Source organism: Sulfurimonas sp. (genome assembly GCF_029027405.1).
Lineage (GTDB): Bacteria > Campylobacterota > Campylobacteria > Campylobacterales > Sulfurimonadaceae > Sulfurimonas.
Genome location: NZ_CP093396.1, coordinates 455,780 through 481,900, shown reverse-complemented (window position 1 = coordinate 481,900; position 26,121 = coordinate 455,780). Strand labels below are relative to the sequence as shown.

At 30.8% G+C, this 26,121-nt stretch carries 35 protein-coding genes; 20 read left to right on the top strand and 15 right to left on the bottom strand.

Going from position 1 to position 26,121, the window contains the following annotated elements; genetic code table 11:
• Window positions 1-3: 3 nt before the first annotated feature.
• Window positions 4-795 (bottom strand): 3-deoxy-8-phosphooctulonate synthase, encoded by a 792-nt coding sequence (gene kdsA / locus MOV42_RS02520; protein ID WP_324172246.1) that lies wholly within the window; start codon window positions 793-795, stop codon window positions 4-6.
• 110 nt (window positions 796-905) lie between these two features.
• Complete coding sequence (locus MOV42_RS02515) at window positions 906-1,034, bottom strand: hypothetical protein (RefSeq protein ID WP_324172245.1); 129 nt, start codon at window positions 1,032-1,034, stop codon at window positions 906-908.
• Between the two features lie 397 nt (window positions 1,035-1,431).
• On the opposite strand from MOV42_RS02515, the gene MOV42_RS02510 reads away from it, so the two are divergent.
• The 3 genes from MOV42_RS02510 to MOV42_RS02500 all read left to right on the top strand — a co-directional run bounded on the left by MOV42_RS02510 (window position 1,432) and on the right by MOV42_RS02500 (window position 2,558).
• Window positions 1,432-1,908, top strand: a complete 477-nt coding sequence (locus tag MOV42_RS02510) for a YkgJ family cysteine cluster protein (protein ID WP_324172244.1) — start codon at window positions 1,432-1,434, stop codon at window positions 1,906-1,908.
• Window positions 1,909-2,033: 125 nt separating this feature from the next.
• Window positions 2,034-2,267 carry an addiction module protein gene (locus tag MOV42_RS02505; protein ID WP_324172243.1) on the top strand — a complete coding sequence of 78 codons (234 nt, stop codon included), beginning with the start codon at window positions 2,034-2,036 and terminating at the stop codon, window positions 2,265-2,267.
• A complete protein-coding gene (locus MOV42_RS02500) occupies window positions 2,268-2,558 on the top strand; it encodes a type II toxin-antitoxin system RelE/ParE family toxin (RefSeq protein ID WP_324172242.1) in 291 nt (96 codons plus the stop codon).
• A 2-nt stretch (window positions 2,559-2,560) separates the two neighbouring features.
• Here the strand turns inward: MOV42_RS02500 and MOV42_RS02495 are convergent, their stop codons facing one another.
• Window positions 2,561-3,466, bottom strand: coding sequence for a DMT family transporter (locus tag MOV42_RS02495; RefSeq protein WP_324172241.1), 906 nt, complete (start codon window positions 3,464-3,466; stop codon window positions 2,561-2,563).
• Window positions 3,467-3,522: 56 nt separating this feature from the next.
• Between MOV42_RS02495 and MOV42_RS02490 the strand changes: the two genes are divergently transcribed.
• On the top strand, window positions 3,523-4,275 hold the full coding sequence (locus MOV42_RS02490; protein WP_324172240.1) for a TerB family tellurite resistance protein: 753 nt from the start codon (window positions 3,523-3,525) through the stop codon (window positions 4,273-4,275).
• A gap of 6 nt (window positions 4,276-4,281) precedes the next feature.
• On the opposite strand, the gene MOV42_RS02485 is transcribed toward MOV42_RS02490, so the two are convergent.
• From MOV42_RS02485 to MOV42_RS02470, 4 genes are all read right to left on the bottom strand, one after another.
• The gene (locus MOV42_RS02485) at window positions 4,282-4,734 is read right to left on the bottom strand and encodes a phosphoribosyltransferase (RefSeq protein ID WP_324172239.1); all 453 of its coding nucleotides are present in this window, start codon (window positions 4,732-4,734) and stop codon (window positions 4,282-4,284) included.
• A 355-nt stretch (window positions 4,735-5,089) separates the two neighbouring features.
• A complete protein-coding gene (locus MOV42_RS02480) occupies window positions 5,090-5,641 on the bottom strand; it encodes a hypothetical protein (protein WP_324172238.1) in 552 nt (183 codons plus the stop codon).
• Between the two features lie 120 nt (window positions 5,642-5,761).
• Window positions 5,762-6,127 (bottom strand): tlde1 domain-containing protein, encoded by a 366-nt coding sequence (locus MOV42_RS02475; protein ID WP_324172237.1) that lies wholly within the window; start codon window positions 6,125-6,127, stop codon window positions 5,762-5,764.
• Window positions 6,127-6,624, bottom strand: a complete 498-nt coding sequence (locus MOV42_RS02470; RefSeq protein ID WP_324172236.1) for an Hcp family type VI secretion system effector — start codon at window positions 6,622-6,624, stop codon at window positions 6,127-6,129. The genes MOV42_RS02475 and MOV42_RS02470 overlap by 1 nt, the downstream gene beginning before the upstream one ends.
• Before the next feature lie 293 nt (window positions 6,625-6,917).
• Between MOV42_RS02470 and MOV42_RS02465 the strand changes: the two genes are divergently transcribed.
• Window positions 6,918-7,496 carry an LPP20 family lipoprotein gene (locus MOV42_RS02465; protein WP_324172235.1) on the top strand — a complete coding sequence of 193 codons (579 nt, stop codon included), beginning with the start codon at window positions 6,918-6,920 and terminating at the stop codon, window positions 7,494-7,496.
• Between the two features lie 144 nt (window positions 7,497-7,640).
• Window positions 7,641-9,119: a ribosome biogenesis GTPase Der gene (gene der / locus MOV42_RS02460; RefSeq protein WP_324172234.1), complete on the top strand. Its 1,479-nt coding sequence runs from the start codon at window positions 7,641-7,643 to the stop codon at window positions 9,117-9,119.
• 17 nt (window positions 9,120-9,136) lie between these two features.
• Here der and MOV42_RS02455 read toward each other — a convergent pair whose 3' ends face one another.
• The 3 genes from MOV42_RS02455 to hpf are packed head-to-tail and all read right to left on the bottom strand — an operon-like array spanning window position 9,137 to window position 10,616.
• A complete protein-coding gene (locus MOV42_RS02455; RefSeq protein ID WP_324172233.1) occupies window positions 9,137-9,652 on the bottom strand; it encodes a CopD family protein in 516 nt (171 codons plus the stop codon).
• 13 nt (window positions 9,653-9,665) lie between these two features.
• On the bottom strand, window positions 9,666-10,265 hold the full coding sequence (locus tag MOV42_RS02450) for a hypothetical protein (protein WP_324172232.1): 600 nt from the start codon (window positions 10,263-10,265) through the stop codon (window positions 9,666-9,668).
• 21 nt (window positions 10,266-10,286) lie between these two features.
• Window positions 10,287-10,616 carry a ribosome hibernation-promoting factor, HPF/YfiA family gene (hpf, locus tag MOV42_RS02445; protein ID WP_324172231.1) on the bottom strand — a complete coding sequence of 110 codons (330 nt, stop codon included), beginning with the start codon at window positions 10,614-10,616 and terminating at the stop codon, window positions 10,287-10,289.
• Window positions 10,617-10,724: 108 nt separating this feature from the next.
• On the opposite strand from hpf, the gene trpS reads away from it, so the two are divergent.
• Window positions 10,725-11,693: a tryptophan--tRNA ligase gene (trpS, locus tag MOV42_RS02440; RefSeq protein WP_324172230.1), complete on the top strand. Its 969-nt coding sequence runs from the start codon at window positions 10,725-10,727 to the stop codon at window positions 11,691-11,693.
• Window positions 11,694-11,741: 48 nt separating this feature from the next.
• Entirely contained in the window at window positions 11,742-12,596 is an 855-nt protein-coding gene (locus tag MOV42_RS02435; protein WP_324172229.1) for a nitrate- and nitrite sensing domain-containing protein, read from the top strand.
• Between the two features lie 9 nt (window positions 12,597-12,605).
• On the opposite strand, the gene argF is transcribed toward MOV42_RS02435, so the two are convergent.
• Together argF and hemB are read right to left on the bottom strand one after the other, a co-directional pair.
• On the bottom strand, window positions 12,606-13,526 hold the full coding sequence (gene argF / locus MOV42_RS02430; RefSeq protein ID WP_324172228.1) for an ornithine carbamoyltransferase: 921 nt from the start codon (window positions 13,524-13,526) through the stop codon (window positions 12,606-12,608).
• Between the two features lie 50 nt (window positions 13,527-13,576).
• Window positions 13,577-14,554, bottom strand: a complete 978-nt coding sequence (gene hemB / locus MOV42_RS02425; protein WP_324172227.1) for a porphobilinogen synthase — start codon at window positions 14,552-14,554, stop codon at window positions 13,577-13,579.
• 239 nt (window positions 14,555-14,793) lie between these two features.
• Here hemB and ribA point away from each other — a divergent pair, with 239 nt between their 5' ends.
• Window positions 14,794-15,357 (top strand): GTP cyclohydrolase II, encoded by a 564-nt coding sequence (gene ribA / locus MOV42_RS02420; RefSeq protein WP_324172226.1) that lies wholly within the window; start codon window positions 14,794-14,796, stop codon window positions 15,355-15,357.
• A 2-nt stretch (window positions 15,358-15,359) separates the two neighbouring features.
• On the opposite strand, the gene MOV42_RS02415 is transcribed toward ribA, so the two are convergent.
• On the bottom strand, window positions 15,360-15,803 hold the full coding sequence (locus MOV42_RS02415) for a hypothetical protein (RefSeq protein WP_324172225.1): 444 nt from the start codon (window positions 15,801-15,803) through the stop codon (window positions 15,360-15,362).
• A gap of 91 nt (window positions 15,804-15,894) precedes the next feature.
• Between MOV42_RS02415 and MOV42_RS02410 the strand changes: the two genes are divergently transcribed.
• The 8 genes from MOV42_RS02410 to MOV42_RS02375 all read left to right on the top strand — a co-directional run bounded on the left by MOV42_RS02410 (window position 15,895) and on the right by MOV42_RS02375 (window position 19,990).
• Window positions 15,895-16,446 carry a PAS domain-containing protein gene (locus MOV42_RS02410; RefSeq protein ID WP_324172224.1) on the top strand — a complete coding sequence of 184 codons (552 nt, stop codon included), beginning with the start codon at window positions 15,895-15,897 and terminating at the stop codon, window positions 16,444-16,446.
• 15 nt (window positions 16,447-16,461) lie between these two features.
• The gene (gene rsmG / locus MOV42_RS02405; protein WP_324172223.1) at window positions 16,462-17,043 is read left to right on the top strand and encodes a 16S rRNA (guanine(527)-N(7))-methyltransferase RsmG; all 582 of its coding nucleotides are present in this window, start codon (window positions 16,462-16,464) and stop codon (window positions 17,041-17,043) included.
• A complete protein-coding gene (locus MOV42_RS02400; RefSeq protein WP_324172222.1) occupies window positions 17,043-17,267 on the top strand; it encodes a PP0621 family protein in 225 nt (74 codons plus the stop codon). Before rsmG ends, MOV42_RS02400 begins: the two co-directional genes overlap by 1 nt.
• The gene (locus MOV42_RS02395; protein ID WP_324172221.1) at window positions 17,267-17,659 is read left to right on the top strand and encodes a hypothetical protein; all 393 of its coding nucleotides are present in this window, start codon (window positions 17,267-17,269) and stop codon (window positions 17,657-17,659) included. The genes MOV42_RS02400 and MOV42_RS02395 overlap by 1 nt, the downstream gene beginning before the upstream one ends.
• Window position 17,660: 1 nt before the next feature.
• Complete coding sequence (locus MOV42_RS02390) at window positions 17,661-18,176, top strand: C40 family peptidase (RefSeq protein WP_324172220.1); 516 nt, start codon at window positions 17,661-17,663, stop codon at window positions 18,174-18,176.
• Window positions 18,177-18,710: 534 nt separating this feature from the next.
• Window positions 18,711-19,184 (top strand): hypothetical protein, encoded by a 474-nt coding sequence (locus MOV42_RS02385; protein ID WP_324172219.1) that lies wholly within the window; start codon window positions 18,711-18,713, stop codon window positions 19,182-19,184.
• A gap of 225 nt (window positions 19,185-19,409) precedes the next feature.
• Window positions 19,410-19,643, top strand: a complete 234-nt coding sequence (locus tag MOV42_RS02380; RefSeq protein WP_324172218.1) for a DNA-binding protein — start codon at window positions 19,410-19,412, stop codon at window positions 19,641-19,643.
• Entirely contained in the window at window positions 19,643-19,990 is a 348-nt protein-coding gene (locus MOV42_RS02375) for a type II toxin-antitoxin system PemK/MazF family toxin (RefSeq protein ID WP_324172217.1), read from the top strand. The genes MOV42_RS02380 and MOV42_RS02375 overlap by 1 nt, the downstream gene beginning before the upstream one ends.
• 33 nt (window positions 19,991-20,023) lie before the next feature.
• On the opposite strand, the gene MOV42_RS02370 is transcribed toward MOV42_RS02375, so the two are convergent.
• The gene (locus MOV42_RS02370) at window positions 20,024-21,025 is read right to left on the bottom strand and encodes an alanine racemase (RefSeq protein WP_324172216.1); all 1,002 of its coding nucleotides are present in this window, start codon (window positions 21,023-21,025) and stop codon (window positions 20,024-20,026) included.
• 16 nt (window positions 21,026-21,041) lie between these two features.
• Here MOV42_RS02370 and MOV42_RS02365 point away from each other — a divergent pair, with 16 nt between their 5' ends.
• The 3 genes from MOV42_RS02365 to ispG all read left to right on the top strand — a co-directional run bounded on the left by MOV42_RS02365 (window position 21,042) and on the right by ispG (window position 25,381).
• Window positions 21,042-22,037 carry an agmatine deiminase family protein gene (locus MOV42_RS02365; protein ID WP_324172215.1) on the top strand — a complete coding sequence of 332 codons (996 nt, stop codon included), beginning with the start codon at window positions 21,042-21,044 and terminating at the stop codon, window positions 22,035-22,037.
• Between the two features lie 196 nt (window positions 22,038-22,233).
• A complete protein-coding gene (locus tag MOV42_RS02360) occupies window positions 22,234-24,225 on the top strand; it encodes a TonB-dependent receptor (RefSeq protein ID WP_324172214.1) in 1,992 nt (663 codons plus the stop codon).
• Window positions 24,226-24,319: 94 nt separating this feature from the next.
• Window positions 24,320-25,381 carry a flavodoxin-dependent (E)-4-hydroxy-3-methylbut-2-enyl-diphosphate synthase gene (ispG, locus tag MOV42_RS02355; RefSeq protein WP_324172213.1) on the top strand — a complete coding sequence of 354 codons (1,062 nt, stop codon included), beginning with the start codon at window positions 24,320-24,322 and terminating at the stop codon, window positions 25,379-25,381.
• On the opposite strand, the gene MOV42_RS02350 is transcribed toward ispG, so the two are convergent.
• A complete protein-coding gene (locus MOV42_RS02350) occupies window positions 25,365-26,081 on the bottom strand; it encodes a fatty acid desaturase CarF family protein (RefSeq protein ID WP_324172212.1) in 717 nt (238 codons plus the stop codon). The genes ispG and MOV42_RS02350 overlap by 17 nt on opposite strands.
• Between the last annotated feature and the right edge of the window lie 40 nt (window positions 26,082-26,121).

Genomic DNA, 26,121 nt, shown 5'->3' with positions numbered 1-26,121 from the left:
TCCTTATATTTCTTGTATTTTTTTGATTTTGCTTATTAAAGCTTCTAACTCTTCAAGTTTGACCATATTTGGTCCATCACTTAAAGCTACACTTGGGTCAAAGTGTGTTTCCATAAAGAATCCATCGACACCAACCGCAGCTGCTCCAGATGCTAAGTATGGAACCATTGAACTATCTCCACCTGTTTTACCATCTTTAGCTGTTGGCATCTGAACAGAGTGAGTTGCATCAAAAATCACTGGTGCAAATTCTCTCATAGTTACTAAGTTTCTCATATCTACAACCATGTTTCCATAACCAAAAGAGTTTCCTCTCTCACAAAGGTAAACACCATATTTTAGTGAGTTTTCATAAGTAGCATCTGAGCATCCACGAGTTTGAAGCACTTTTAAAACTGGATAAAGCATAGCATCTCCACTTAAGAACTGTCCTTTTTTAATATTAATCTTACGCTCTGTCTTTGCACACGCAACTAACAAGTCAGTTTGACGACATAAAAAAGCAGGGATTTGTAACATATCTGCTACCTCTCCAACAGCGTTTACTTGAGTAGATTCATGCACATCAGTAACAATTTTGTATCCAAAATCATCTTTTACTTTTTGTAAAATTCTTAAACCTTCTTCCATCCCAAGCCCACGAAAGCTCTCTAATGATGTTCTGTTTGCTTTGTCAAAACTAGCTTTAAAATAAAAATCAATCGCATCATCATTATAATATTTCTCTAACGACTTAGCTATTTTAAAAATATTTTCTTCACTCTCAATGACACAAGGTCCTGTTAATAATGTCATATATTCTCCCATAAAATAAAGAAAGATTATATCATATTGGAATTAATCTAAAGTTATTTAGCTCTAGCCACAAGCATATAGATTTTCATTTCACTAGATATAATAAACCACTAGAATGAACTACCCAAAGGATATGCCACTTCTACTTTTCTTTTTATATTTACCTGTTTAAACTCTATAATTTTCTCTTCTGTAATAGCTTCAATATCGATAATAGTTCCATAACTGTTTCTCCCCAATGTTGCTGTTACAAGGGTAGATGCATTTGTTATATAATTTGTGATTAATTCTTTTTTTGTATCTGATATATCTTGACTTGAATGACCTATCAGTTTATCTTTTTGAGAGTTTGTTACACTATTTTGCAGATTAGAAAATTCGGTAGTTTACTTTGAACTAACATCATATCTCCTTTAATTGATATACTGCTAGTTTATATTAATATAATGTCCACATAATGGTTATTTCTGTCTTAAAAGGACATTGAAAAGATGATAATTAAGCATCAAAAATAAATTAGTTATCACTTTAAAGAGGATATTTTATTTGTTTATATTAAGTATTAGTTCACTATAATCAGAATGAATAAATAGTTATACAAAGGAGTTTAAAATTTTACCTGAAAATATACCACCAATGCCACAATCATTAGTATTTGAATTTGAAAATATAAAACCGAAACTTCAATCTCTAAATAAAGATAATATTAACTTGTTACAAGAAATATATCAATATATTGATAAAATAGTTTCAACTCAAGATAAAGTTATTAGTTGTTCTAAAGGATGCTCTAGATGTTGCAAGATGGATATTCAAATTACAGAGTTGGAAGCAAATTATATCTCCAAAATGACTAAAATACAATATACAAACAATAATAAGATTTCAAATAAGCATACTAATAATTGTCCTTTTTTAAAAAATGATTTATGTTCAATATATGAATATAGACCATTATATTGTAGGTATCATGTAATTTATAGTAATCCTGATAACTGTGGTTTACCTCACGAACAAGAAGAAAAATTTTCAAATTCATTTATTAATAAAATTCAAATGTATAATCTTATCTGCAATAAAGGATATAAAGATATTAGAGATTGGTTCGTGTAACAAATCATTTCTCGTTCTACCTTTCCCTAGGTGTAACTCTTAATAAAATAGATTCAATAAATTTTATTTATTAAAATATATATCATTTTGATATAATGGTGTATATATAAAAGTAGGAGTTTATTATGTTGGCTTTAAAACAAGAACAACTTTTTGATGAGATAGATATTTTACCAATAGATTTAAAAACTAAAATTGTTGATAAAATATTAGCTAGTATAACACCTGCAAATTCTTCTATAGATGCACTATGGATAAAAGAAGTGAACCAAAGAAAAACTGATATTGAATCCAACAATGTATCCCTTGTTGATGGAGATGAAGTTTTCAAAAAAATATCTAAAAGACTCAATTCATAAATGACATATTCTTTTCATCCGGATGCTGAACTAGAATTAAATGCTTCCGTTGATTATTATCAAGAATGCAAAGAAGACCTTGGTTCAGAGTTTGCATACGAAGTTTACAAAACAATACAAAGAGTTTTAGAGTTTCCAACTGCTTGGCAAAAGCTAGATGAAGATATAAGAAGATGTTTAACAAATAGATTTCCATTTGGAGTTATTTACTACCAAAGAGACGACGAGATTATTATTTTAGCCGTTATGCAACTCAACAGAAAACCAAATTACTGGAAAAATAGAGAATAACCCTATTTAGCTTTTGCAACCATTATACCGGCAAAAACAATCAAAACAATTCCAAAGGTTGTTGTCATAGTTGGTAAAGAATCACCCAATAATAGACCTACAAAAATAGCGAAAATGATGTTTGTATAACTTACAGCTCCAACTATTCCTGCCTTAGTTTCGCCATAAGCTTTTGTCATAAAATACTGAGAAAAAGTTCCTAAAATACCAAGCCCAACAACATATAACCAAACAATGCCAGTTGGCATGATAAACTTACCAAGCATAAAATCTAAGTCTGGATTTGTTATAAATTCTGAGAGTATAAAAAGGATTATCGGTCCAATAGTTCCCACAAGAGTAAAAGATAAAACAATGGCTCTTGTGTCATAAAACTTTCTAAGTTCTCTAACTGAAGTGTAAGCTAAAGCCGCTCCAATTCCGCTAAATATACCAAGTAAATCATACTTAGTAAAACCCATACTACTTGGCTGAGTAATAAGAACTATACCGCCAAATCCTATAAACACCGCAAACCAAGCAGAAGTAGAAAGTTTTTCTTTTAAAAAAAACCAAGCAAAAATAGCAGTAAAGATAGGAGCTGTTTTACTAAAGGTTACGGCATCTCCTAGCGGTATATTTGCTATGTTGTAAAAGTATGCTAGAAGTGCAGTAAAACCCATGGTTCCACGAAAAAGAAGTAAATAAGGTTTCCCTCCGCTATTAGTCATTGGCTTTTTATATATTGCATAACTTATAAGAGCGACACCAAATATATTTCTAAAAAACACAACTTCGAGTGAAGACATATGTCCAGATGCAAGTTTTGCTAATGCACCCATTATGGCAAAAGTAAAAGATGCCATAAGCATATACTTTACGCCATTATTTAAATTTTTTATTAGTTTCATAGATGCAATTATACCCATCTATTAACTTGCATTTTATATAATCACAAAATAAACTAATCTACATAGGAAAAATCATGAGTAATTTAATAATTTTATTTATCATTGGATACATTTTATACAAAGTTTTTAAAAGTTACGCTCGTTTTACAAACTACTCTCAAGAAGCTTTTAAAAACTTCTCTGTTTCTAAAGAATCTTTACAAAAAAGTGATTTAGGTCTTTTTGTAGCTTTAGTTGCAAAAGTTGCTAAGGCAGATGGAAAAGTTGATGCACTCGAAGCCCAGCTTGTTGGCATAATGTTTGATGATATTTCTGCAGTTTTTCCAGAACCAAGCAAAACAAAAGATATACTTAAACAGATTTTTGATGAAGAAAAAGATAGAAGTGATAACCTGGAAGAAGTGGCTCAAGCTCTAGGTCAAGCGATAAAAAGAGATAAAGCGAAAGAACAACAGTTCATGGGCTTTTTAATCCAACTAGCCTTCATTGACGGTGAAGTTTCTCAAAGTGAAGATGATGTTTTACAAACAATAGCACAAGCTTTTGAGTTTGACCCAAATGCTTACCATGCAATATTTGACCAGTTTGAGAAAATGATGAAAAATATCCACCCTAAAGCAAATATCGCAGATGCTTATAAACTTTTAGGTGTACACGAGAGTGATGAAATGAGTGTTATCAAAAAAGCATACAGAAAACTTGTACGAGAATATCATCCAGACATCATAAAATCTCAAAACAAAGGTGAAGATTATATGCAAAAAGCAACTGCAAAAACTCAAGAAATAAATCAGGCCTATGAGATGATAAAAAAGGTCAAAAAATAATTTAAGCTAAAGTGCGTTTACCTTAAAATCCCGTTCCCAAAAAAAGTCTATCCATTCATCTGCTTCATTTACCCAAAAATCAGGCTCATAAACAGATGTTTTTTTATAAAAAAGTGTAGTTGCTTTAAAGTCTATATTCTTGTATTTTGCTCTTAAATGTTCCATGATAGCTTTTAAAGTATCTCCGCTATCTGCTATATCATCAACTACTAAAACTCTAGAAATATTTTGAAAATTACAATCTCCGAAAATACTAAGCATCTCTCTTTTACAAGTTTTATCATAAAGTTCTGTTCGTAGAGTTTGAACCTCACGAATATCTAAACCTTCAGCAATAGCATGAGATAAGGTCAGTCCACCTCTTGCGATGCCAACTATAACTTCCGCTTCAAATGCTTTTACATTCAATAGTAACTTTTTTGTGTCACATTTAAAATCTTCATAAGAGTAATATTTCATAAAAGTATTATACTAAAATTTAATCAAAGCACATAGTTAATAAAAATTGTTGTAAGATTACTAATAGTATAATTAAGCATAATAAAAAAGAATCGGTTTTCCGTTGCAAACAAGAAAATGTTTTAGCTCCGAAATGGACTTGTGTCCCTATGGTTGAAGGTAATTATGCTGGTGTTGGTATCGCTCACAAGAGTGCCGTTGGTATAGGTCAAGGTCGTTAAAGATACTTAACTTAATAAAATATACAAAAAATCTACCATGTAGTAACTTACATATTTCATTTTCATTCATTTGTTTATCTAATACAGTTTTGTTTAATAAATCATTTACCTTAAGCTTTATGACACCCCCCCTACTATGTTGTTTCGGTTGTAAAAACTGATAAATATACAAGCTTATTTTCTATAAATAATAGTTTTAAATATGTTTGCCGGTCATATTTAGTACCATTGTCCTCTAGTTCTTTTATCCAGATAATTGTTTGTTTATTTTTTATTTTTTTAACTTTTAACAATGTCTCAAGAGTTGTCTTTGTCATGCCAATATACAGACCAAGTTTATTTTTGCCTATAATTTTTTTATTTGTTTTGATACATTTAATATTTTTTGCTTGGTTTTTAGATAACTCATAGCCATGACCAAGTAAATTAGTGGTATACACAATATAAATATTTTTTTTATAGCAGTAGCTTATCTCCCCACAAGACCCTTCGTTTATTGGTGCTCCTGTATGCGATTTTATTTTTGTTTCTAAATACTCTATACCGTTTGGAGCTATACCTTTGATAACTTGTACTCCACTTGCATTTACTTCACTTAATAACACTTCTCCTGATAGCATTCCACTCGCGTTTAATACATTTGAAAAAAACAAAACGAATATTATCAGTATGGTCTTATATTTCATATATATGCCTCTTTTCAAAATTTAAAACTGTTCTTGCTGCGTAATTATTAATACCACTACAATCATAAGCATGTTCAGCGTGTAAACTAAAAATGAATAAAATATTTGTTAAAAGTATTTTCATCTAACTACCTCTAATGTATGGTCTAAGCTTTTCCAAATTTTCTGACGAATCGTTTTTCCTAAAATTATACATCCGGTAGATGCATTTCCTGGATCACTTATTTTATCCCCGTGAATTTGAAAGAATGTTCTTCCTAAAGCATTATGCCCTTTAGGAACTAAAGGCATAGAATAAGGTCCTGTTACACCACTGTATCTAGGACTTTGGATTGTATATAAACCTCTAGGTATGGGACCTTTATCGGCAATATGTTGCATTGCAGGTTTATTTTTATAGTTTCCTTTACCCGAATAACCATCTTTAAATACCACTTTTCCGTTATGTTTTAAAAAACCAGTAGATTGACTATAAACCCAGCTCATTAACCATCAACACCCATTCTAATATCATCTGAACTAGATGTACTAGCAATTTCATGTCGTAATGATATTTTTCTATATACAAAGTTAACATTTTCAAAAATACCTTCTTCTTCAGTGTTTAAGGCATTAATATCTACAACAATTGCATCTTCCAGGGCAATTGTATAAAAATGTTCTTGTTTGCCTGTATAAGCAGTTCTATAAATCTTTAATTCTATGTTAGTAAGTGTTTCGCCTTTATTTAAAGCTTCAGCTAGAAGAGGAGAACTTTTATCTAAATATTTTACAATGCTTAAAGGCTCATGTGTTCTTCTTCCAAAAGGCTGACCTGTTGCAGTGTTTACAGGAACAGCAGAACCATAGTTAAATGTCTTGATAAATATTTCATCTTCATGACCATTTTGATAAATATTACCAACAGATTCAGGCGTAAAAGCACCTTCTGAAATGGAACCTTGTGTACTACCCTTAATTGTCATAAAAATTGAATTATCCATAATGTACCTTATTTAGTAAAATTAACATAATATATCAAATATAAACTTATACTTCCTATAAATTTTAAAATATTTTTATAAACTAACAATCTAATGTAACATATAAAAAGAGACTTAATCGAAGCCCATAGTGATATTCCAATTAGTATTTATAAGTAGTTAAAAATAATGGAATCCTAGTGCCTATACAAAAAACATAATTTCAAGTAAATATGAAAGAAATTACATAGTTAATAAAAATTGTTATAAGATTACTAATAGTATAATCAAGCATAATAAAAAAGGAGATCAAAATGATCAAAACTTTATCGTCAATCGCATTAGCAGGTTTAGTAGTTGCAACAATTACAGGTTGTAGTAGTACAGCCCCAGAACTAAAAGAAGAAGCGGATTTCCGTTGCAAACAAGAAAATGTTTTAGCTCCGAAATGGACTTGTGTCCCTATGGTTGAAGGTAATTATGCTGGTGTTGGTATCGCTCACAAGAGTGTTGCTGGTATGGGTCATATGAGAAAAATTGCTATAGCAGATGGCAGAAGTAATTTAGTTCAACAAATCAAGTCTCAAGTAAAAGACAAAGTTGAAACATTCACTCGTACAACTGGTGTTGCTGATGGAGAAACTGTAGATCAAGTAAATACTGCTGTTTCAAAGCAAATAGCAAAAGTTGACTTACAAGGTTCAAAGCTTGTAGATACTTGGACTTCACCATCTGGTAATTTATATGTATTAGTTACAGTTCCTGAAGCTACTGTAAATGGTGAAGTTAAAAAAGCTGTTAAAACAAGTTTTAAAAATGACCAAGCTCTATGGCAACAATTTCAATCTAAAAATGCTTTAGAAGGCCTAGATAAAGAATTTCCAACTGACTAATTGTGAACTTTTTGTATGGATAGTAATAGACTAAATTCTTTCCGTTATCCGTTAGCAAGCTAAGCTTGCTAACAATCAAAAAAACTTTTTTTTAGCTATACTTCCACAAATATTTCTACTTCTATTACTACAAGGTTCTAACTCATGAAAAAAGTCGCAATAATCGGTCGTCCAAATGTTGGAAAAAGCTCACTTTTTAATCGACTAATCAAAAAAAGAGATGCAATAACATCAGAGCAAGCTGGAACAACAAGAGATGTGAAAAGAAGAAACACAATTATTATAAATAAACAAGTTGAACTTCTTGATACAGGTGGATTAGATAAGGGTTGCGAGTTATTTGATAAGATAAAAGAGATGTCACTTAAAGCTGCTTACAAAGCGGATATCATACTCTATATGGTTGATGGAAAAGGCATTCCTGAAGAAGAAGATAAAAAACTTTTTTACGAACTTCAATCTATGGGTAAAGATATGGCATTAGTTGTTAACAAAATTGACAACGACAAAATGAAAGAAAAACTTTGGGATTATTATGAGTTTGGTACAGATGCTATATTTGGAATCTCTGTTTCACACAACAGAAACACAGTTGAACTGCTTGAATGGATAGCTTCAAAAGTTCCAGATAGTGATATCGTAAAAGAAGATGGCGAGGAACAAGAGCTAACTAAAATCACAGAAGATGAGATTAGTGATGATGATTTTTTTGCTAAATACTCTCATACAGATGAAGAAGATGATGGATTTACTTACTGGGATGAAAGTGAAGAAGTAGACAACTCTATCTTTGCTCAAAATGATTTAATAAAACAGTTTGATGAAAATGATGTAAATCACATCAAAATTGCAATTATCGGACGAACAAATGTTGGAAAAAGTTCACTTTTAAATGCCCTTTTAGGAGAAGAACGCTCTGTTGTAAGTAGTGTTGCAGGAACTACTATTGACCCAATTGACGAAACTGTAAATTATAAAGACAAACAAATAACCTTTGTTGATACAGCAGGTTTAAGAAGAAGAGGTAAGATTTTAGGCATTGAAAAGTACGCTCTGATGAGAACAACAGAGATGCTAGAAAGTGCGAATATGGCTCTGATTGTTCTAGATGCTAGTGAGCCATTTTTAGATTTAGATGAAAAGATTGCTGGTTTAGTTGATAGCAACAGATTAGCATCTATCATCGTTTTAAATAAATGGGACATTTCTAAAAAAGAGGAACATGATAAAATCCTAAAAGAAGTTAGAGATAGATTTAAATTTTTAGCTTATGCACCTATTATCACTTTATCTGCTCTTTCACACCAACGAGTTGATAAACTGCATGAGATGATTTTAGAGATAAATGAAAACTACTCTCAACGCATCTCCACTTCAAAAATAAATGAAGTTGTAGAAAAAGCTCTAAGACGACATACTCTACCAAGTGTGAGTGGGCAAGTTATAAGAATTTACTACGCAACGCAGTATGAAACAAGACCACCAAAAATTGCAATTATTATGAACAAACCAAGTGGTCTTCACTTTACATATAGAAGGTACTTAACAAATAAACTACGAGAAGCTTTTAACTTTACTGGAACACCAGTTCTTTTTAAAGCTAAAAAGAAAGGTGAGAAGTAGAAGGAAAATAGTTCCTTCTATGCATCTTTAGGTGTTTGTTTTATCACTCTGTAAATCACAAAAGCCCCAATTGCCAATGTTATAAAAGTAAAAGCAAAAGAAAATGTTTTAGTAACTACATACCCTACAATTAACAAAGACAATACAGTTGGTACTTCATTATAAGCTCTAAAGAAGTTTCCACTTTTAGAATAGTTTTCTTTTTCTAGCTCTACTCTATAATATTCTAAAGAAAATGAATATGCCATTAGGGAAATTACTACTAAGATTTTAGCGTACATCCATATATCCCCTTCTAATAAATCAGGTCTAAGAAATAGCATCCAAATTCCACTAATTACCGTTGCCCACATTGCAGGAAGTCCTATGTACTTGTACATTTTATATTCTTGAATTTTTATAACTTCTACAAAATCTGGTTTGTTTTTATGCTCTGTGTGATATACATATAATCTTGGTTGATAAAAAAGCATTGCCATCCATGACATAACTGCCATAATATGAAATACAACTATCCATAAATAATAATCCATAATATTCATCTAATTAAAAATTCTTCTCTATTGAAAAAGTATAATAATTAGAACCACCTTTTTCAACATCATTTATTAAACCAAAGACACCTGAACGATGTTTTAGGGTAAAACCTAGGTATAGTTCATCTAAAGGCTTATAGCGTATAAGTTTTGCTAAATCAAAATCAACACTTACTTCCATATAGTTTAAGATTTTAGAATTATTGTCATTATTGTCTATTGCCTCTTTTTTTTCTACATAAAGGATTCCGCTTGTATATGAAACACCCTCACCTAAACCTATTCTAACTCGATTTTTTAAAAAATCTATATTCCAATAAGCTTTTAGATAAAGAGTTCCTTCGTATATATCATCTTGTAAACCTGCTTCATCAAACTGAGCGAAACCTGCTCTTGCATAAATATCAAAAGGTAAATCAAAAGCCCGTTTTTTTAAAGCATAACCGCCATCTAAGGCAGTTACTTTTAAATCCTCGGGATATGGCTTTATATCTAAAAATAGAACTTCTCCGAAGGTACTATCTGTAACTTTACCATGAGCAAATCTAAGAGAATAATCTTTATCTGCACTCAAACTTAAAAATAAAAATAATAAAACTAAATATTTCAAATATGATTCCTAAATAATAAACTAGGTGTCAAGAGTTTCTAAATCTTTTATAGATGCATTAGAATGCTCAATAACCTTTGTGTGTAAACGACGAAGAGCTTTTGAAGTTCTGTCAATTGCTAAATCTATAGCAGCATCTAGGTTATCATCTGCTTGGTTTATTACAACAGGTGAAGCATGAGCGATATGAATATCAAACTCAATAGAAATACCTTTTTTTTCAGCTTTAACATTAACATTGACCGTAGTTATATCCAGTGTATATTTTGAAAAACCTTCAATAGCAGACTCGATGTGTGCTTTGTTGTTAGCACTAAGAGTAATATCTTTTGCGCGAATTTGTACATTCATAATAAATCCTTTATTTAGTAGCTCATAGCCACTATATATATACTTTTATAATAACAGAATAAAGCTGAGATTGGTATAATACAAGAAATTAATTTAGGATTTTAAAATATGAAAAGAGTTTTAACTGGTATTCAACCATCTGGTGATTTACATATTGGAAACTATTTTGGCTCTATAAAACAGATGGTAGATGCGCAAAAGGATAATGATACTTTTGCCTTTATAGCAAACTATCATGCGCAAACTAGTATAAATGACGGAAAAAGATTAAGTGAACTTACCATGCAGTGTGCAACTGATTTTTTAGCACTTGGTATAGACCCAAATAAATCAACCTTCTGGGTTCAGTCAGATGTAAAAGAAGTACTTGAGTTATACTGGGTTTTATCTTCATTCACTCCAATGGGATTGCTTGAGAGAGCGCATAGTTACAAAGACAAAACTGCCAGAGGACAAGCTACAAATCACTCATTGTTTTCATACCCTGTTCTTATGGCAGCAGATATTTTAATCTTTGGTTCTGAGATAGTTCCTGTTGGAAAAGACCAAATTCAACATGTTGAAATCGCTAGAGATGTGGCAATAAAGTTTAACAATAAATATGGAGATATTTTAACAGTTCCAGAGTTTAGAGTTCAAGAAGAAGTACAAACTGTTCCAGGTATTGATGGACAAAAGATGTCAAAGAGTTATGGAAATATTGTAAATATTTTTGGTGAGCAAAAAAAGCAATTAAAAACTATCAAAAAAATTGTAACTGAAAATGTAGCCATGGAAGAGCCAAAAGAATATAAAAATTGTAATGTTTACAATATGGCAAAACTATTTTTAAATCAAAATGAACTTGTAGAACTTCAAAATAGATACAAGAATGGTAAAGAAGGTCATGGGCATTTCAAGCTATATCTTGGGGAAGTAATGTGGGAATATTTTGCAGAATTTAGAGAAAAACGCTCTTACTATGAAAAAAATCAAGATGAAGTTAGAGACATTTTAAATCTTGGCTCAAAAAAAGCCAAAGAAATAGCCTCTCCAATGATAGAAACAATAAGAAATGTGACCGGAATTAGTTACTAACAAAAAAAAGTGATACAATGTGGCATTTAAACGACTAAGGATAAAATCATGCGTATACTTCTTCTAGTAATGACTTTGATATTTACACTAAATGCAAAATCTTTATTTAGTAATTCTGGGCAAAAAGAAAACTCAAAATACATTGGTGCTCTTAAAGACTTAGTAATAGCAACTCAAAAAACAAGAGGTTTAACAAACAATTACCTAAATGGTAATACAACCTCTATGCTCTTAGTCTATGGAACAAGAAAAGATATGAAGAAAGCAATCGGAATAATGGAGTCACTTCCATTAGCTGCTGACCCTATTATAAACTCTAGAGCAACTTCAATATCTCAATCATTAATATCACTTAATAGAGTAGCATTTAATAGAGAACCTGCTGGTGTATTTAGCAAATATACAGAATTAATAGAACAAACTTTAATGCTTGCACAAAGTGTTTCTAAGCGTGGTTCAAATGAGTTAAATCCTTTAGGTCAGGAACTATCAACTATTATGATGGAAGTGATTTTACCTTTTACTGAGTATGTTGGACAAATGAGAGGAATGGGTTCTGGAATTGTTGCAAAAAGAAAAATTACTCCAAAACAAAATGCTCAGATGCTAGCTATTATAAATGAGATACAAATCTTAAGCTCAACTCTACTGGCAGATATGCAAAATGTATTATCAAAAAATGGCAAAAAATTTAATACAAATATTTCTATCAAACTTGCTCAAATTGAACAAGCGACTAAAACTTATATATCTTTAACAAAAAAAGATGTTTTAGAGGAAAAAAATATTAATTTAAATACAAATAATTACTTCAATCAAGGGACAAGCTTAATTTCACAACTTATTGAAGTTTATAACATAAATAATAAGGTGATTTTAGAAGATTCAAAAGGATGGATTTAAACAAAGAGTTTATCTTTGTTTATCCAACCAAACCATTAATCCTTTTTGAGCATGAAGTCTATTTTCTGCTTCATCAAAAATAATTTTTGAATGTTCTTCAAAAGTTTTCTCACTAACTTCTAATCCTCTATATGCCGGTAAACAGTGCAACAACTTAGCATCTTTTTTTGCTAAGAGCATCATCTTATCATTTACCATAAAACCTTTAAAAATATTTATACGATCCTCTTTTTCTTCTTCTTTTCCCATTGAAGTCCAAGTGTCTGTTGTAACAACACTAGCACCCTTAACTGCTTCACAAGGATCATGCATAGTTTTTATAACAGCTCCACTTTCTTTTGCTAAAAGAAGTGCAACTTGTAAGATATTTTCATCAACTTCATAACCTTTTGGGGTTGCTATTCTTAGCTCAAAACCAAGTTTTGCAGCAAGTATCATCCAAGAATGAGTCATATTATTTCCATCACCAATATAAGCACAAACAATATCTTCACTAGATTCATATTCCACTAAAGTCATATAATCTGCTAAAAGTTGTACAGGATGAAAAGAATCTGTCAAACCATTTATAACTGGTACTTTTGAGAATTTTGCGAACTCTTCTATCATTGATTGCTCAAAAGTTCTAATCATTACCATATCGCACATAGAACTGATTACTCTTGCTGTATCTTTGATAGGTTCTCCACGACCTAAATGAATATCACGGTTTGATAAAAACAGAGCATGACCACCTAGCTGTGACATACCTGTTTCAAAACTAACTCTAGTTCTTGTTGAACTTTTTTCAAAAATCATTGCAAGTGTTTGATTTTCTAACTCTTTTTTATAAATTTTAGATTTTAGATTTTTCTTTATATCAAGGGAAATATCAATAATTTCTAATATCTCTTCTTTAGTAAAATCTTGTAATGTTAAAAAATGTCGCAATGAAAATCCTTTGACTAAAATTCTTTTTTAAAAAAAGCATTTATTATACCCTAATTTTGCTTTTGAAGCATTTTAGCAACTTCTTTTGCATGATAAGAGATAATTATATCTGCTCCTGCTCTTTTAAAAGAAACCATGGTTTCCATTACAACTCTATCATAATCAATCAGGTCATTTAACCCTGCTATTTTCAGCATGGCATATTCGCCACTTACATTATAAACAGCCATTGGAAGTGAAGTATTATCTTTGATTTCACGAACTATGTCTAAGTAAGCAAGAGCAGGTTTTACCATAAGTATATCTGCTCCCTGTACCTCATCTGAAATAGATTCACTTATAGCTTCTCTTCTGTTGGCTGGATCCATTTGATAAGAGCTTCTATCTCCAAAAGATGGAGTAGATTCTGCAACATCTCTAAATGGTCCATAATATCCAGATGCAAATTTTGTAGAGTATGCCATTATTGGCAAGTTTTCATAACCATTAGCATCTAGCGCACTTCTAAGCGTTTGTATGATTCCATCCATCATTCCCGAAGGTGCTATCATATCTGCTCCAGCTTTTGCGTGTATAAGAGCTTGCTGTGCTGATATTTCTAAAGTCGCGTCATTATTTACTGTTTCATTTTCAGCATCTATAATTCCACAATGTCCATGGTCTGTATATTCACAAAAACAAAGGTCTGTAACAACAAACATCTCTGGATGTTCTTTTTTTATAGCACGAATTGCACAAGCAATAATTCCATGTTCACAAAGAGAATCAGAACCAATAGAATCTTTTACATCAGGAATGCCAAATAAAATAATAGAATAAAGCCCTAACTTTTTCAACTCCCCACACTCTTTTAAAATTTCATCTAAGCTCATCTGAAATACTCCAGGCATAGATGCTACTTCTGTTTTAATATTCTCACCAGAACGAACAAAAAGTGGGTAAATAAAGTCATTGACACTCACATTTGTTTCTCTTACTAAGGCACGAAGATGATTATTTAAACGAGTTCTACGAAATCTTTGAAACATAATAAACCTTTTTTAGCTATAATTTTGAAAAATTTATTTTATCGTTTTAACCCAGATTATGCAATAGAGATTTATAAAATTTGCCTATGCTTGTATGCTAGGGGTGTTTAGTGAAAATTTTAAGCCACCTTATTGGTGGTGTAAATTTTCAATGAATGTGCCTAGTGTGCAATGATAGGTAAAGTTTTAATCTTCTATTCGCATAATTTGGGTTGAATGTTTAAATTAGGGTACATTAATTGAATATAGAGATTTCACAAATAGCAAACTTACCATCAAAATTTGGTCACTTCAAAGTAAAAGCCTTTAAAGAAGGGGCAAAAGAACATCTTGTAATATATAAAGACAACTTAGATGAAGTGCCTATAGTTAGGGTTCATTCAGAATGTTTAACAGGAGATGCTATAGGTAGTTTAAAGTGTGATTGCGGAGAACAACTTGAATACGCACTAAATCTGGCAAATAAAACCAATGGAATGGTTATTTATTTACGACAAGAGGGACGCAATATTGGTCTTTTAAACAAAATAAATGCTTATGCTCTTCAAGATGATGGACTAAATACAGTAGAAGCAAATCATCAACTAGGCTTTCGTACTGATGAGAGAACTTATGAGATGGTTACATATATACTTCATCACTTTGGCATAAAAAAAATAAAATTACTTACAAATAATCCAGATAAAATTAGTTCTATTAGTGATATTGAGATTGTACAAAGAGTTCCTATAATTATGAAATCAAATACTCACAATGAAGATTATTTAAATATAAAAAAAGATGAACTTGGGCATCTACTGTAATTTTAGTTAAATTTAGACTCAGCTAAAGCACCTAATCTTCGCTCAGAAGAATCTATTGTTTTTATAAGTTCTTTGGTAATTACTTTAAGTTCTTTATAGTAACTATTTGCTTTTTCTAGTTCCATTCCACTTACTTTTGAATTTCCAAATGCGTTTTGAAAGAAACCTTTTTTTTGTTTTTGAAAAAAAATATCAAATGTCTTTATATATTCTTCATGCCATCTGACATGAAGTATTTCAATTTTATCATAAAAAAGTGAGCCTAATATTGACCTTAAATCATCATTTCCAAGGTAAAGCCATTTACCAAAAACATAGGCTGTTTGCAAGGCTGCTGTTGGTATTTTTATATTTGATCCATCCATTGCAACTTCAAGTTTTTCCATCTGTTCCTCATATACTTTTTTAGCATTTTGAAATGATTCTACTGTTTTTTCTTTATCCATTATATTCACATTTATTTTATTTTGTTCATATTATTACATAATTTTATTTAAAAAAGTATATAATAATCTAAATTTTTTCAGGAGACCTACTTTGACACGACCAACACCGATCAATACTGAAATAAAATTTAGTACAAAAAAATACATAATCTCTAAAACAGATAAAAAAGGTATCATTATAGAAGTTAATGATTATTTCATGAAAGTATCTGGCTATAAAGAGTCTGAGCTTATAGGTCAATCACATAACATCCTAAGACATCCTGACATGCCAAAAGCAGTATTTACAATGCTGTGGGATAGACTTTTAAAAGGTAAAGGCATTACTGCTGTTGTTAAAAATCTGGCCAAAGATGGACGCTACTATTGGGTTGTTGCAGATTTTGAGATGATAAGAGATCATAAAACAGATAAAATCATTGCTTTTTCATCTTTTAGAAAAGCACCTCCACAAAAAGCAATAGATAAAATGACTCTTGTTTATGAAAAACTTCTAGAGATAGAAAAAAGAGATGGAACACATGATTCGCTGAAATATTTTCAAGGATTTTTAGATAGAAACAAAATAACTTATGATGAATTTATAAAAGAGTTAGTTGAAGAAGGTGGTTTATTTAAATCACTTAAAAGTATATTTTCATAATTTTAAGGCAATAAATTGAACCTAAAAACTACTATCGAACAAGAAAACATAGAACTACCAGATGACTTTTTTTATAATATTCAAAAGTACAAAGAACATCTTTTTAAATGGAACAAAATTCATAACCTAACAGGTGCTAAAGATGAATCAACTATAGATGAATTTATCTATGATGCTATTTTTCCTCTTACTTTTTTAGAGAAAACAAAAAATCTTTTAGATATTGGAACTGGTGCTGGTTTTCCAGGAATGATACTTGCAATGGCTATGCCCCAAACAGAAGTTACTTTAGTAGAACCTCTAAAAAAAAGAGCTGGTTTTTTGCAATTTATAAAAGCTGACTTAGGTCTTAAAAATGTTAGAGTTGTAAAAATGAAAGTTGAGGAAATGGAGAGTGAAATCTTTGAGCTTATCACATCAAGAGCAGTAACTGATACAAATATGCTGCTAGATTTAAGTAAAAACTTCAGAGATGAAAATTCTAAACTCCTTTTTTATAAAGGCGAAAAAGTTTATGATGAAATTAATGATAGCATTAAACATAAAATTATAAAAACTAAAAATAGACACTACTTACTTATTGGAGAAAATATATAATGATAAAATATCTAGTTGTAATAGGAGTAATAGCCTTTGTTTACTTTGTTTTTATTAAGAAAAAACCTAAAGTAGCACAAAAAAAAGAAACTCGCAAGAAAGAAGATAAACAGAGTAATGACATGATAGAGTGTAAAGAGTGTGGCATCTACTGCGAGCTTGATGATACAATTTTGAGTAACAACAAATACTATTGCTCAAAAGAGTGCGTGGAGAAATCATAATGTTGATATATGGACATAGATTTATACAAAGCGATATTTTTTACCATGTAACAAACATAGATGCTATATCTAAAACACCTCCTAACTCAACTATATTTCTTAATTTTAGTGAAGATAATTTAGAAACTATCAATCATGCTACAAGCAATGAAATAACTTTAGCTCTTGGAGTAAAAAATATAACTCAAATTATATATGCTTCCTCTTTAGGAACTTCCTTTATTGTAATCCCTAAAGAGTTAGCAAAAACAGCTCAAAATATCGCCAATGACTACCTCTTTGATGCAAAAATATTAATTCAGGTAGAAGATGAAAGTGAGTTAGAAGAATTAGCAATTATTGGAGTAGATGGAGTTATATTTTCCAATGCAATAGTTAAGATAAACTCTTGAGATGCTACGACTTTTACTCATAGCATCTATCCTTCTTCTTTTTAGTGGATGCTCTTCACGAACACTGAGACAACACTCACAGCCAGCAACTTCCTCAAAAATTATAAAGAATAAAGAACAACCAAAATACAAACCTAAAAAACAAAACTGGATAACAACTGCTCTATATCATGAGTATAAAAAGTGGTACCACACGCCATACAAATATGGTGGAATTAATAAAAATGGCTTAGACTGTTCTTCTCTTATTCAAATAGTATATAGAGATGCTTTTAGCATAAGACTTCCTAGAACCACAAAAGATCAAGTAAAAAAAGGTTATCTTATTAGTAAAAATACCACTAAAGAAGGAGATTTAGTTTTTTTTAAAACAGGCTATAACTCACGCCATGCTGGTATAGTTATAGAAAAAGGCAAGTTTATGCATACTTCACAAAAAAATGGAGTTAGCATTTCTAGTATGAGCAATCCGTATTGGAAGAGTAGATATTGGCAAAGTAGAAGGATTTTACCTTAGTGACATCTTTTAAACTATCTCTCTTTTAACGATTTAGAATCCCAAACATACGCTTTATCAAATCCAAATCTATATCTATATCTTTAATTCTTAAATTTAATAAATCAATCTACACTAATGTCCAAATAATTGACAATTCAGTAATAAAAAATATCAACAAACTTTAAAAATATGGCAATTTATCATAGAATTGATTAACTTTGATTTTAAATAGAACACTCTAGGTGTTCCTTTGTTTTTCTATATTAAGTCTACTTTCGCTATAGTGTTTGTTGATTAAGTAGTTGTATGTTCCCGCGGAACGGAAACGTACAACGGCAGGGGCTGAGCTCCAGTAAGTCATACTTCATAAATCCACTTATGGATTTCTGGATGATGGCTTAGTGTGGGTTCCTGCCAATTGTTGTATGTAGCGTAGCGGAATACTACAATTGGTTGGTTGCTCGTTTAGAGCTCAGCCCCTGCCGTTATATCCAAAAGGCTACATTATTTGGAAGTTTTAATAAGCCTATTTATAAAAATACAAGGAAATATATGAACTTAAAAATAAAAACACTCTCTCTCTTAATAATAGCACTAATATCTACAAACTTATTTGCACTTGAATGCAATCAGACTAAATTTAATAAAATACGTAAAGAGATAAATAAATTTATTTTTTTATATAAGAAATCTTTAACTACAGAACAAGAAAGAGTATCGCACATTAGCAAAGATAATCATGATTCAGATATGAAAATAAACAAAATAACATTAGCTTCTTTAAATGAAAAGAAAGCTTCCTTATTATTAGCAAGTGTGATTAATAATGATAATATAAACACTTGGAAGGCTTTAAAGAAAACTTGCCAAGGTAAAGATTTAATAGCTATTAAAATACAAAAAGAAAATTCTAAAAATAGAAAAGTACTTGTTCACAAACTAATGGAACATATTAATATAAGTATTGAAAATAAAAAATTAGCCATCAAAATTGCTAATGATGAACATGAATTGCCACCCTTATGAACGAATCTCTACTTTTAAGGTGTAAAATACAAAAGATATAACAAAACAGAGTGGACAATATGGGGCAGAATATAACTGTCGTAATCAACCAGCTAGTGAAATTGAGCAATGTTTAGAAAATCTTAATAAAGGAACATTTTTTTGTTCTCAACCGTTAGCACTACGGTATTACTAAAATATTACTTTAAGATAATTTGTTCTATAATAAGAGAAAAAGGATGAATTATGCATACAATTACTTTAAAATCCGATGATACATTCTATAACACATTAGAAGATATGGTTAAGACTTTACATACAACGAAGAGTGATTTAATTAGAAAAGCAGTTGTTTACTATAAAGATGCCTTAGAAAAAGAAAGACTTAAAGAACAAATAAAAAATGCTTCTTTTAAAGTAAGAGAAGAGAGTTTAAAAATCTCTCAGGAATTTGAACCTACTGTAAATGATGGTCTATAATGTTTCAAAAAGGTGAAATATATCTAGCTAAACTTAACCCTAAAAAAGGGAATGAAGTTGGCAAAATAAGACCTGTTTTAATTTATCAAACAAATATTTTAAATGAGTGTGAACACCCTACAACTATTATTTTACCAATTTCAACTGTTTTAATAGATAATGCTTACCCTTTAAGATATAGAATTACTAAAAGAGATAAGTTAGATAAAACAAGTGATGTCCTATGTGACCAAATAAGAGCTTTAGATAATCAAAGAATCTTGGAAGGTTTCCTTACTAAACTTACTTATCAAGAGATACTTGAGATAGATAAACAAGTTAAAATTGTACTAGACATTGAAATATAAACTGCTAACAAGGCAGAGTAGCAGGATTTTACCTTAAGTTATCTCTCTTTTTAAATCTGCTTTTAAAGATGTTAATATTTCATAAGATATAGTTCCTACCAATGGAGCAACAACTCGTGCATCATTAAAAATTAAAAGTTTTTCATCTTCACTAATAAATGAACTATTATCCATAGATATTCTTCCAACTAACTCTTTTGCATCTGGAGTTGTAAAGTTGTTTGAGAGTGTTCTAAAAAATCCATCAGCATAACCAAAGTTATAGTTTGAAACGGTACAATCTTTTTCAATTATCTTAGTTGCTCCATAGCCGACTTTTTGACCTTTTTTGACATCTCTTGAAGATATTTTATCTGCGTACAAACAAAGAACAGGTAATAATTCTTCATTAGCATCTAGACAACCATAAACAGCGATGCCAACCCTTGCCATATCTTCATTAAAATCTAAAGTTCTAAGTAGAGATGCCGAGTTTGCTGAATGAAATCTAAGTGAGTTAAAACCAAATTCTTTAGCTAACTTTTTTGCCTCGGCTTTAATCTTTTTAAAATTAGAGTTTTGCCAAAACCATTCACTTGTTAACTCATCAGCACTTCTATGATGCGAAAAAACAGCTTCTAAATTAAGCCCTGCTTTTTTTATTTTTAAAAATGCTAGTTTTAATTCACTTTTATCTATGCCATTTCTATGCATCCCTGAATCAACTTTTAGCTCTACTTTAGTTCCTTTTGTAAACTTCCCAATTGAATTTATATCGTTAATTGTATATCTTATTTTATCATTTACTTCTGATGGATAATCCGCTAAAACTAAAATATATTCAAAAAACTTCTCTATTTTTTTTGCTTCTATTTCAGAGCGAACAACTGCTTTTTTTATGCCATATTCTTTAGCCATAGATGCTATTTCAAGAAGTCCATGTCCGTAAGCGTTGTCTTTTAAAACTATCGCTACTTTATCTTTGCTTTTAGCATGATTTGTGATAATATCAAGGTTATTAAAAAAATTATTTTTATTTAAAGTTATGTAAGCCATAAAGGAATTATACACTATGAAACACTTAATCGCAGAATTTGGGGAGCAAAGTTTTACTCAAGTAATCTTTCCTCATAAAAAAACTGATTGGATAGAGTGTTTAGATGAGGCTCAAAACACTTTTATAAACATAATCAACTCTATTATAAAGTACCAAAAATGTTTAGTAATATGTGGAAATCTAAGAGCCGTAAAAGAGTTTTTTGACAAAAATGATAATCTTTTTTTCGTAGAGTATGAAAGTAATGATACTTGGGCAAGAGATTGTTCTGCTTTATCTATCAAAGATTCAAATGAAGTAAAACTTCTTAACTTCACTTTTAATGCTTGGGGAGAAAAGTTTGAGTTTGAAAAAGATAATCTTTTAAGTAGAGATATAAAAAAATATTACAAAGCTCAGATGCAAACAATAGACTTTGTTTTAGAAGGTGGAGCGATTGAGAGTAATGGTGACGGCTTAATTCTTACTACCTCAACTTGTATGTTAAATAAAAATAGAAATCCAAAAATGAGTAAAAATGAAATAACTAAAAAACTGAAAAATGAGTTTGGAGCAAGTGAAATTTTATATTTAAATCATGGTTATTTAGCAGGTGATGATACCGACTCACATGTAGATACACTTGCAAGATTTGTAGATGCTAAGACTATTATGTATGTTAAATGTGAAGATGAAGTGGATGAACATTTTGAAGAGTTAAAAAAGATGGAGGATGAACTCAAAGAGTTTGCATCTAGGCTAAAACTAAATTTAATCGCACTTCCAATGACAGATGCTATCTATGAAGATAGTAAAAGATTACCCGCTACTTATGCAAACTTTCTTTTTGTAAATGGTGCTGTTTTAGTTCCTACCTATGGAGTTAAACAAGATGTAGAAGCTTTAGATATTTTTAAAAATACCTTTAAAAATAGAGAAATCATTGGTATCAATTGCTCTACTCTCATAAAACAACATGGTTCACTTCACTGTGTTACTATGAACTTCGCTAGTGGAATTAACCTCAACTAAAGAAGCTTTTTCCTCTTTATCTAACATCGCCGAGCCACTCATTATCAAATAGGTCGCAAGACCAAAACCTATGGCTATTAAAACTACTTTTTTTATTTTTTGGATATTACTCATACACAATAGTATAAAAAATAAATTAACACTTTCGTAACGCTATTTTTATATCATTAGAAAATTTAAATTTTAAGGTTTTTAGATGAATAAAATTATACCTCTTTCATTAGTTGCTGTGGCTTCTCTTTATGCAAGCGAAGTTCAACTAGCTCCAATTAATGTAGAATCAACAGTAATCACACAAGTTAGCCAAAATGCTCAAGTATCAGCAGATTTAGCTCAAGCACTAAGCACAAATGTGCCAAGTATAGATATGAACCGTCGTAGTGGTATCGCAAATGATGTTTATATTCGCGGTCAAAAAAGAGATAACATCTCAGTTGAAGTTGATGGAACAAAAGTTTGCGGAGCATGTCCCAACAGAATGGATCCACCTGTTTCTCATGTACTTGCAAATCAAATCGAAACAATAGAAGTTATAGAAGGTCCTTACGATGTTGAGACTTTTGGAACTATGAGTGGTGGTATAAAAATCAAAACTAAAGCTCCTACGCAAAAACTTCATGGTGAAGTAAATCTTGGTTATGGTAGTTTTAACTATACAAAAGTTGGCGTTACACTAAGTGGTGGTAATGATATTATCCGTGTTTTAGTAAGTGGTTCTAGTGAATCAAGTGACCAATACAAAGATGGTAATGGAGATACTCTTTCACAACAAACTAAAAAGAATGCTTCAGTAAATGGAAATAAATATCAAACTAAATATGAAGATATGAGAGCATATAAAAAAGATTCTATTATGTCTAAAGCTTTCATCACTACTGCTCAAGATCAAGAACTTCGTTTAAGTTACACTGCTAACAGAAGTAGTGATGTTCTTTATCCAAACACTCCAATGGATGCTATTAGAGATGATTCAAATGTCTATAGCGTAGAGTACAATGTTGATAGTGTAAATGATATATATAAAAATGTAAATCTACAGTACTACTACTCTGATGTTGACCATCCAATGAGTACAGAGTATAGAAATGCAGGTTTAGGAGGCATGACAAACACTACTAACCACATGAAAACTACTATGCAAGGTATAAAACTTAAAAACAGTTTTGACATTGCTAATCATAAACTTTTAGTTGGATTAGATGGTAGTGAGAGAACTTGGAAAGGTCACTATATCAACAATAACAATGGAGCAACTAAAGGAACTAGTATCGCAGATACTACTACTACAAATATGGCTATCTTTGCAAAAGTAGAAAAAGCCTATGGTGCTTTCAATGTTTCTCTTGGTGCTAGATATGACTCAACTGAGCTAAAATCAGAAGATGCTAATGGTGATACTCAAAATTATTCAGCACTAAATGCAAATATTTTCACTGCATATAACCTAAACAAAGACAATAAAATATTTTTAGGTTTTGGTCAAGCTTCTCGTGTTCCAGATGCTAGAGAGTTATACTTTAGAAAAGGTCCAAATCAAGTTGGTACTCCAGAGCTAGAACAAACAACAAATAGAGAAGTTGACTTTGGATATGAAACTGATAACGATGCATTTAAACTAAAAATCAAAGGTTTTTACTCAATGCTTAGTGACTATATCTACTACCAAAAACAAGCAAATAATGTAGCAGTTACTAAAAACAACTTTAACAACATAGATGCAACAGTTTATGGAGCAGAGTTAAGTGCTTCTGTTTATGCAACTGATACTGTTACTGTAGATGCTGGCGTATCATATAAAAGAGGTGAAAAAGATAAAGCTTTAGCGGGACAAACTGATAAAGACTTATCAGATATGGCACCACTTAGAGGAAATGTAGCTCTTAATTATGAATATAAAAACAACTCAATTGCAAGCCTTGAAGTGCAAGCATCTGATACTTGGAGTAATTATGACTCAGACAATGGTGAACAAGAATTAGGTTCATGGGCTGTACTTAACCTAAAAGTAAAACATGCTGTTAATAAAAACTTTGATTTTACTCTTGGTATTAATAACTTACTTGATGAAACTTATGCACAGAGTAATACTTATGCCGATTTAACTTTAGTAGCTGGTGGTGCAATAGATATCATGCTTCTTAATGAACCAGGAAGATACATCTACACTAACTTAACTTTTAAGTTCTAAAAACTCTACTATATTGTTCCCAAGTTTTACTTGGGAACTCATCCTAAAATAACACTAAAGCACTTCTTTATCCCAAACAAGCTAAAATCACTTTATGATAAAAAGAGTCCAAACTAAAAAAATATTTGTCGGAAATGTAGCAGTTGGTGGAGATGCACCAATAAGTACACAATCTATGACATACTCAAAAACTGCTGACATAGCATCTACAGTTGAGCAGATAAAAAGACTTCACTTTGCAGGTTGCGATATTGTTCGTTGTGCTGTTCCTGATATGGCAGATGCACTTGCACTTAAATCTATTAAAGAGCAGATTGAACTTCCTCTTGTTGCAGATATTCATTTTAACCATAAACTTGCTCTTATAGCTGCTGAAGTTGTTGACTGCATCCGCATAAACCCTGGCAACATTGGCTCAAAAGAAAAAGTAGCCGAAGTTGTAAAAGCTTGTCAACAAAGAAATATACCTATTCGTATCGGTGTAAATTCTGGAAGTTTAGAAAAAGAATTTAATAATAAATATGGACAAACAGCGGAAGGAATGGTTGCATCTGCTGAGTACAACATAAAATATTTAGAAGATTTAGGCTTTAGCGATATAAAAATATCACTAAAAGCTAGTGATGTACAAAGAACGGTAGATGCCTACAGAATGTTGCGTCCAAAAAATAACTACCCTTTTCATCTTGGAGTAACAGAAGCTGGAACTCTTTTTCATGCAACTGTAAAAAGTTCTATCGGTCTTGGAACACTTTTACTCGATGGTATTGGCGATACTATGCGTGTAAGTATCACAGGTGAACTCGAAGAAGAGATAAATGTTGCTCGCGCAATTTTAAAAGATAGTGGAGCGATGCCAGATGGTCTTAACATCATTTCTTGTCCAACTTGTGGACGAATCGAAGCTGACCTAGTTAGTGCCGTCGCTGAGATAGAAAAAAGAACCGCACATATAAAAGCACCTCTAAATGTTTCGGTAATGGGATGTGTCGTAAATGCCATAGGAGAAGCCGCTCACGCTGATGTAGCCATAGCATATGGAAAAGGTAAAGGTCTTGTAATGGTTAAAGGCAAAGTTGTCGCAAATCTAAATGAGAGTGAACTTGTTGATAGGTTTGTAGACGAAGTTGAGAATATGGCTAAGAGGAACGATTAGAAGTATCTTCTTCTCGATACATCTCATAATGTTTGTCCAAATTATCTTTATATCCACCATAAAAAATTTTAGCTATTTTATCCAAAATAAAATCACTCATACCATTTAAAAAAGCATATCTATTATTATCTTCCATATGATGACGCTCGTGATGATTCATAGATAAAAGCAATCCTATTTTTTGTAAGAATAAAACTATTTTAGATTTAGAGTTATGACATAAGTAGTGTGATACTTCCGCAAATGATGATAATATTCCAACTAAAATTAATACTGTTAAGAAAATATGATTTATATCTAAAGTGCTAAGAAAAAGCACCACAATAAGATAAGGCACTAACCAAAATTTTGAACCTGATTCATTAAAATAAATAACAAATACATTCTTGTTTTTATATGTTGGTGTTTTATGATGCAGATGAAACCTAGCTATAAAAACTCCCGCGAAAGAGTTGTAATTGTCATTATTATCCATATATAAATGTACAAAACCATTTAAAAAATCTGTTGAAAAATAAGCAATTAAAAATACAGGAAGCATCCAAAACCATGAAATATTAAGTGTAAATAAAATATATAATAAAATAACTTCTAAACCTATATTTACGACTGAAACAAAGGTATATACATGCTGATAAAATTTATTTTGATGATACTTTTGCATTGCATTATTAAATTCTTCTTGCTTTTTTAAAAACACTAAATATTCCTACTTTCTAAATATTTAAAATTATATCAGA

Bases quoted from the DNA above. Each gene is read 5' to 3' on its own strand.
- MOV42_RS02380 (WP_324172218.1), top strand. From the start codon at position 19,410: ATGCATACAATTACTTTAAAATCCGATGATACATTCTATAACACATTA.
- MOV42_RS02365 (WP_324172215.1), top strand. From the start codon at position 21,042: ATGAAACACTTAATCGCAGAATTTGGGGAGCAAAGTTTTACTCAAGTA.
- kdsA (WP_324172246.1), bottom strand. From the start codon at position 795: ATGACATTATTAACAGGACCTTGTGTCATTGAGAGTGAAGAAAATATT.
- hemB (WP_324172227.1), bottom strand. From the start codon at position 14,554: ATGTTTCAAAGATTTCGTAGAACTCGTTTAAATAATCATCTTCGTGCC.
- MOV42_RS02465 (WP_324172235.1), top strand. From the start codon at position 6,918: ATGATCAAAACTTTATCGTCAATCGCATTAGCAGGTTTAGTAGTTGCA.
- MOV42_RS02480 (WP_324172238.1), bottom strand. From the start codon at position 5,641: ATGAAATATAAGACCATACTGATAATATTCGTTTTGTTTTTTTCAAAT.
- trpS (WP_324172230.1), top strand. From the start codon at position 10,725: ATGAAAAGAGTTTTAACTGGTATTCAACCATCTGGTGATTTACATATT.
- MOV42_RS02370 (WP_324172216.1), bottom strand. From the start codon at position 21,025: ATGGCTTACATAACTTTAAATAAAAATAATTTTTTTAATAACCTTGAT.
- MOV42_RS02360 (WP_324172214.1), top strand. From the start codon at position 22,234: ATGAATAAAATTATACCTCTTTCATTAGTTGCTGTGGCTTCTCTTTAT.
- MOV42_RS02415 (WP_324172225.1), bottom strand. From the start codon at position 15,803: ATGGATAAAGAAAAAACAGTAGAATCATTTCAAAATGCTAAAAAAGTA.
- MOV42_RS02500 (WP_324172242.1), top strand. From the start codon at position 2,268: ATGACATATTCTTTTCATCCGGATGCTGAACTAGAATTAAATGCTTCC.
- MOV42_RS02385 (WP_324172219.1), top strand. From the start codon at position 18,711: ATGAACTTAAAAATAAAAACACTCTCTCTCTTAATAATAGCACTAATA.
- der (WP_324172234.1), top strand. From the start codon at position 7,641: ATGAAAAAAGTCGCAATAATCGGTCGTCCAAATGTTGGAAAAAGCTCA.
- hpf (WP_324172231.1), bottom strand. From the start codon at position 10,616: ATGAATGTACAAATTCGCGCAAAAGATATTACTCTTAGTGCTAACAAC.
- MOV42_RS02470 (WP_324172236.1), bottom strand. From the start codon at position 6,624: ATGGATAATTCAATTTTTATGACAATTAAGGGTAGTACACAAGGTTCC.
- MOV42_RS02485 (WP_324172239.1), bottom strand. From the start codon at position 4,734: ATGAAATATTACTCTTATGAAGATTTTAAATGTGACACAAAAAAGTTA.
- MOV42_RS02390 (WP_324172220.1), top strand. From the start codon at position 17,661: ATGCTACGACTTTTACTCATAGCATCTATCCTTCTTCTTTTTAGTGGA.
- MOV42_RS02375 (WP_324172217.1), top strand. From the start codon at position 19,643: ATGTTTCAAAAAGGTGAAATATATCTAGCTAAACTTAACCCTAAAAAA.
- MOV42_RS02490 (WP_324172240.1), top strand. From the start codon at position 3,523: ATGAGTAATTTAATAATTTTATTTATCATTGGATACATTTTATACAAA.
- MOV42_RS02435 (WP_324172229.1), top strand. From the start codon at position 11,742: ATGCGTATACTTCTTCTAGTAATGACTTTGATATTTACACTAAATGCA.
- MOV42_RS02495 (WP_324172241.1), bottom strand. From the start codon at position 3,466: ATGGGTATAATTGCATCTATGAAACTAATAAAAAATTTAAATAATGGC.
- MOV42_RS02455 (WP_324172233.1), bottom strand. From the start codon at position 9,652: ATGGATTATTATTTATGGATAGTTGTATTTCATATTATGGCAGTTATG.
- MOV42_RS02510 (WP_324172244.1), top strand. From the start codon at position 1,432: ATGCCACAATCATTAGTATTTGAATTTGAAAATATAAAACCGAAACTT.
- ispG (WP_324172213.1), top strand. From the start codon at position 24,320: ATGATAAAAAGAGTCCAAACTAAAAAAATATTTGTCGGAAATGTAGCA.
- MOV42_RS02395 (WP_324172221.1), top strand. From the start codon at position 17,267: ATGTTGATATATGGACATAGATTTATACAAAGCGATATTTTTTACCAT.
- MOV42_RS02475 (WP_324172237.1), bottom strand. From the start codon at position 6,127: ATGAGCTGGGTTTATAGTCAATCTACTGGTTTTTTAAAACATAACGGA.
- MOV42_RS02400 (WP_324172222.1), top strand. From the start codon at position 17,043: ATGATAAAATATCTAGTTGTAATAGGAGTAATAGCCTTTGTTTACTTT.
- MOV42_RS02505 (WP_324172243.1), top strand. From the start codon at position 2,034: ATGTTGGCTTTAAAACAAGAACAACTTTTTGATGAGATAGATATTTTA.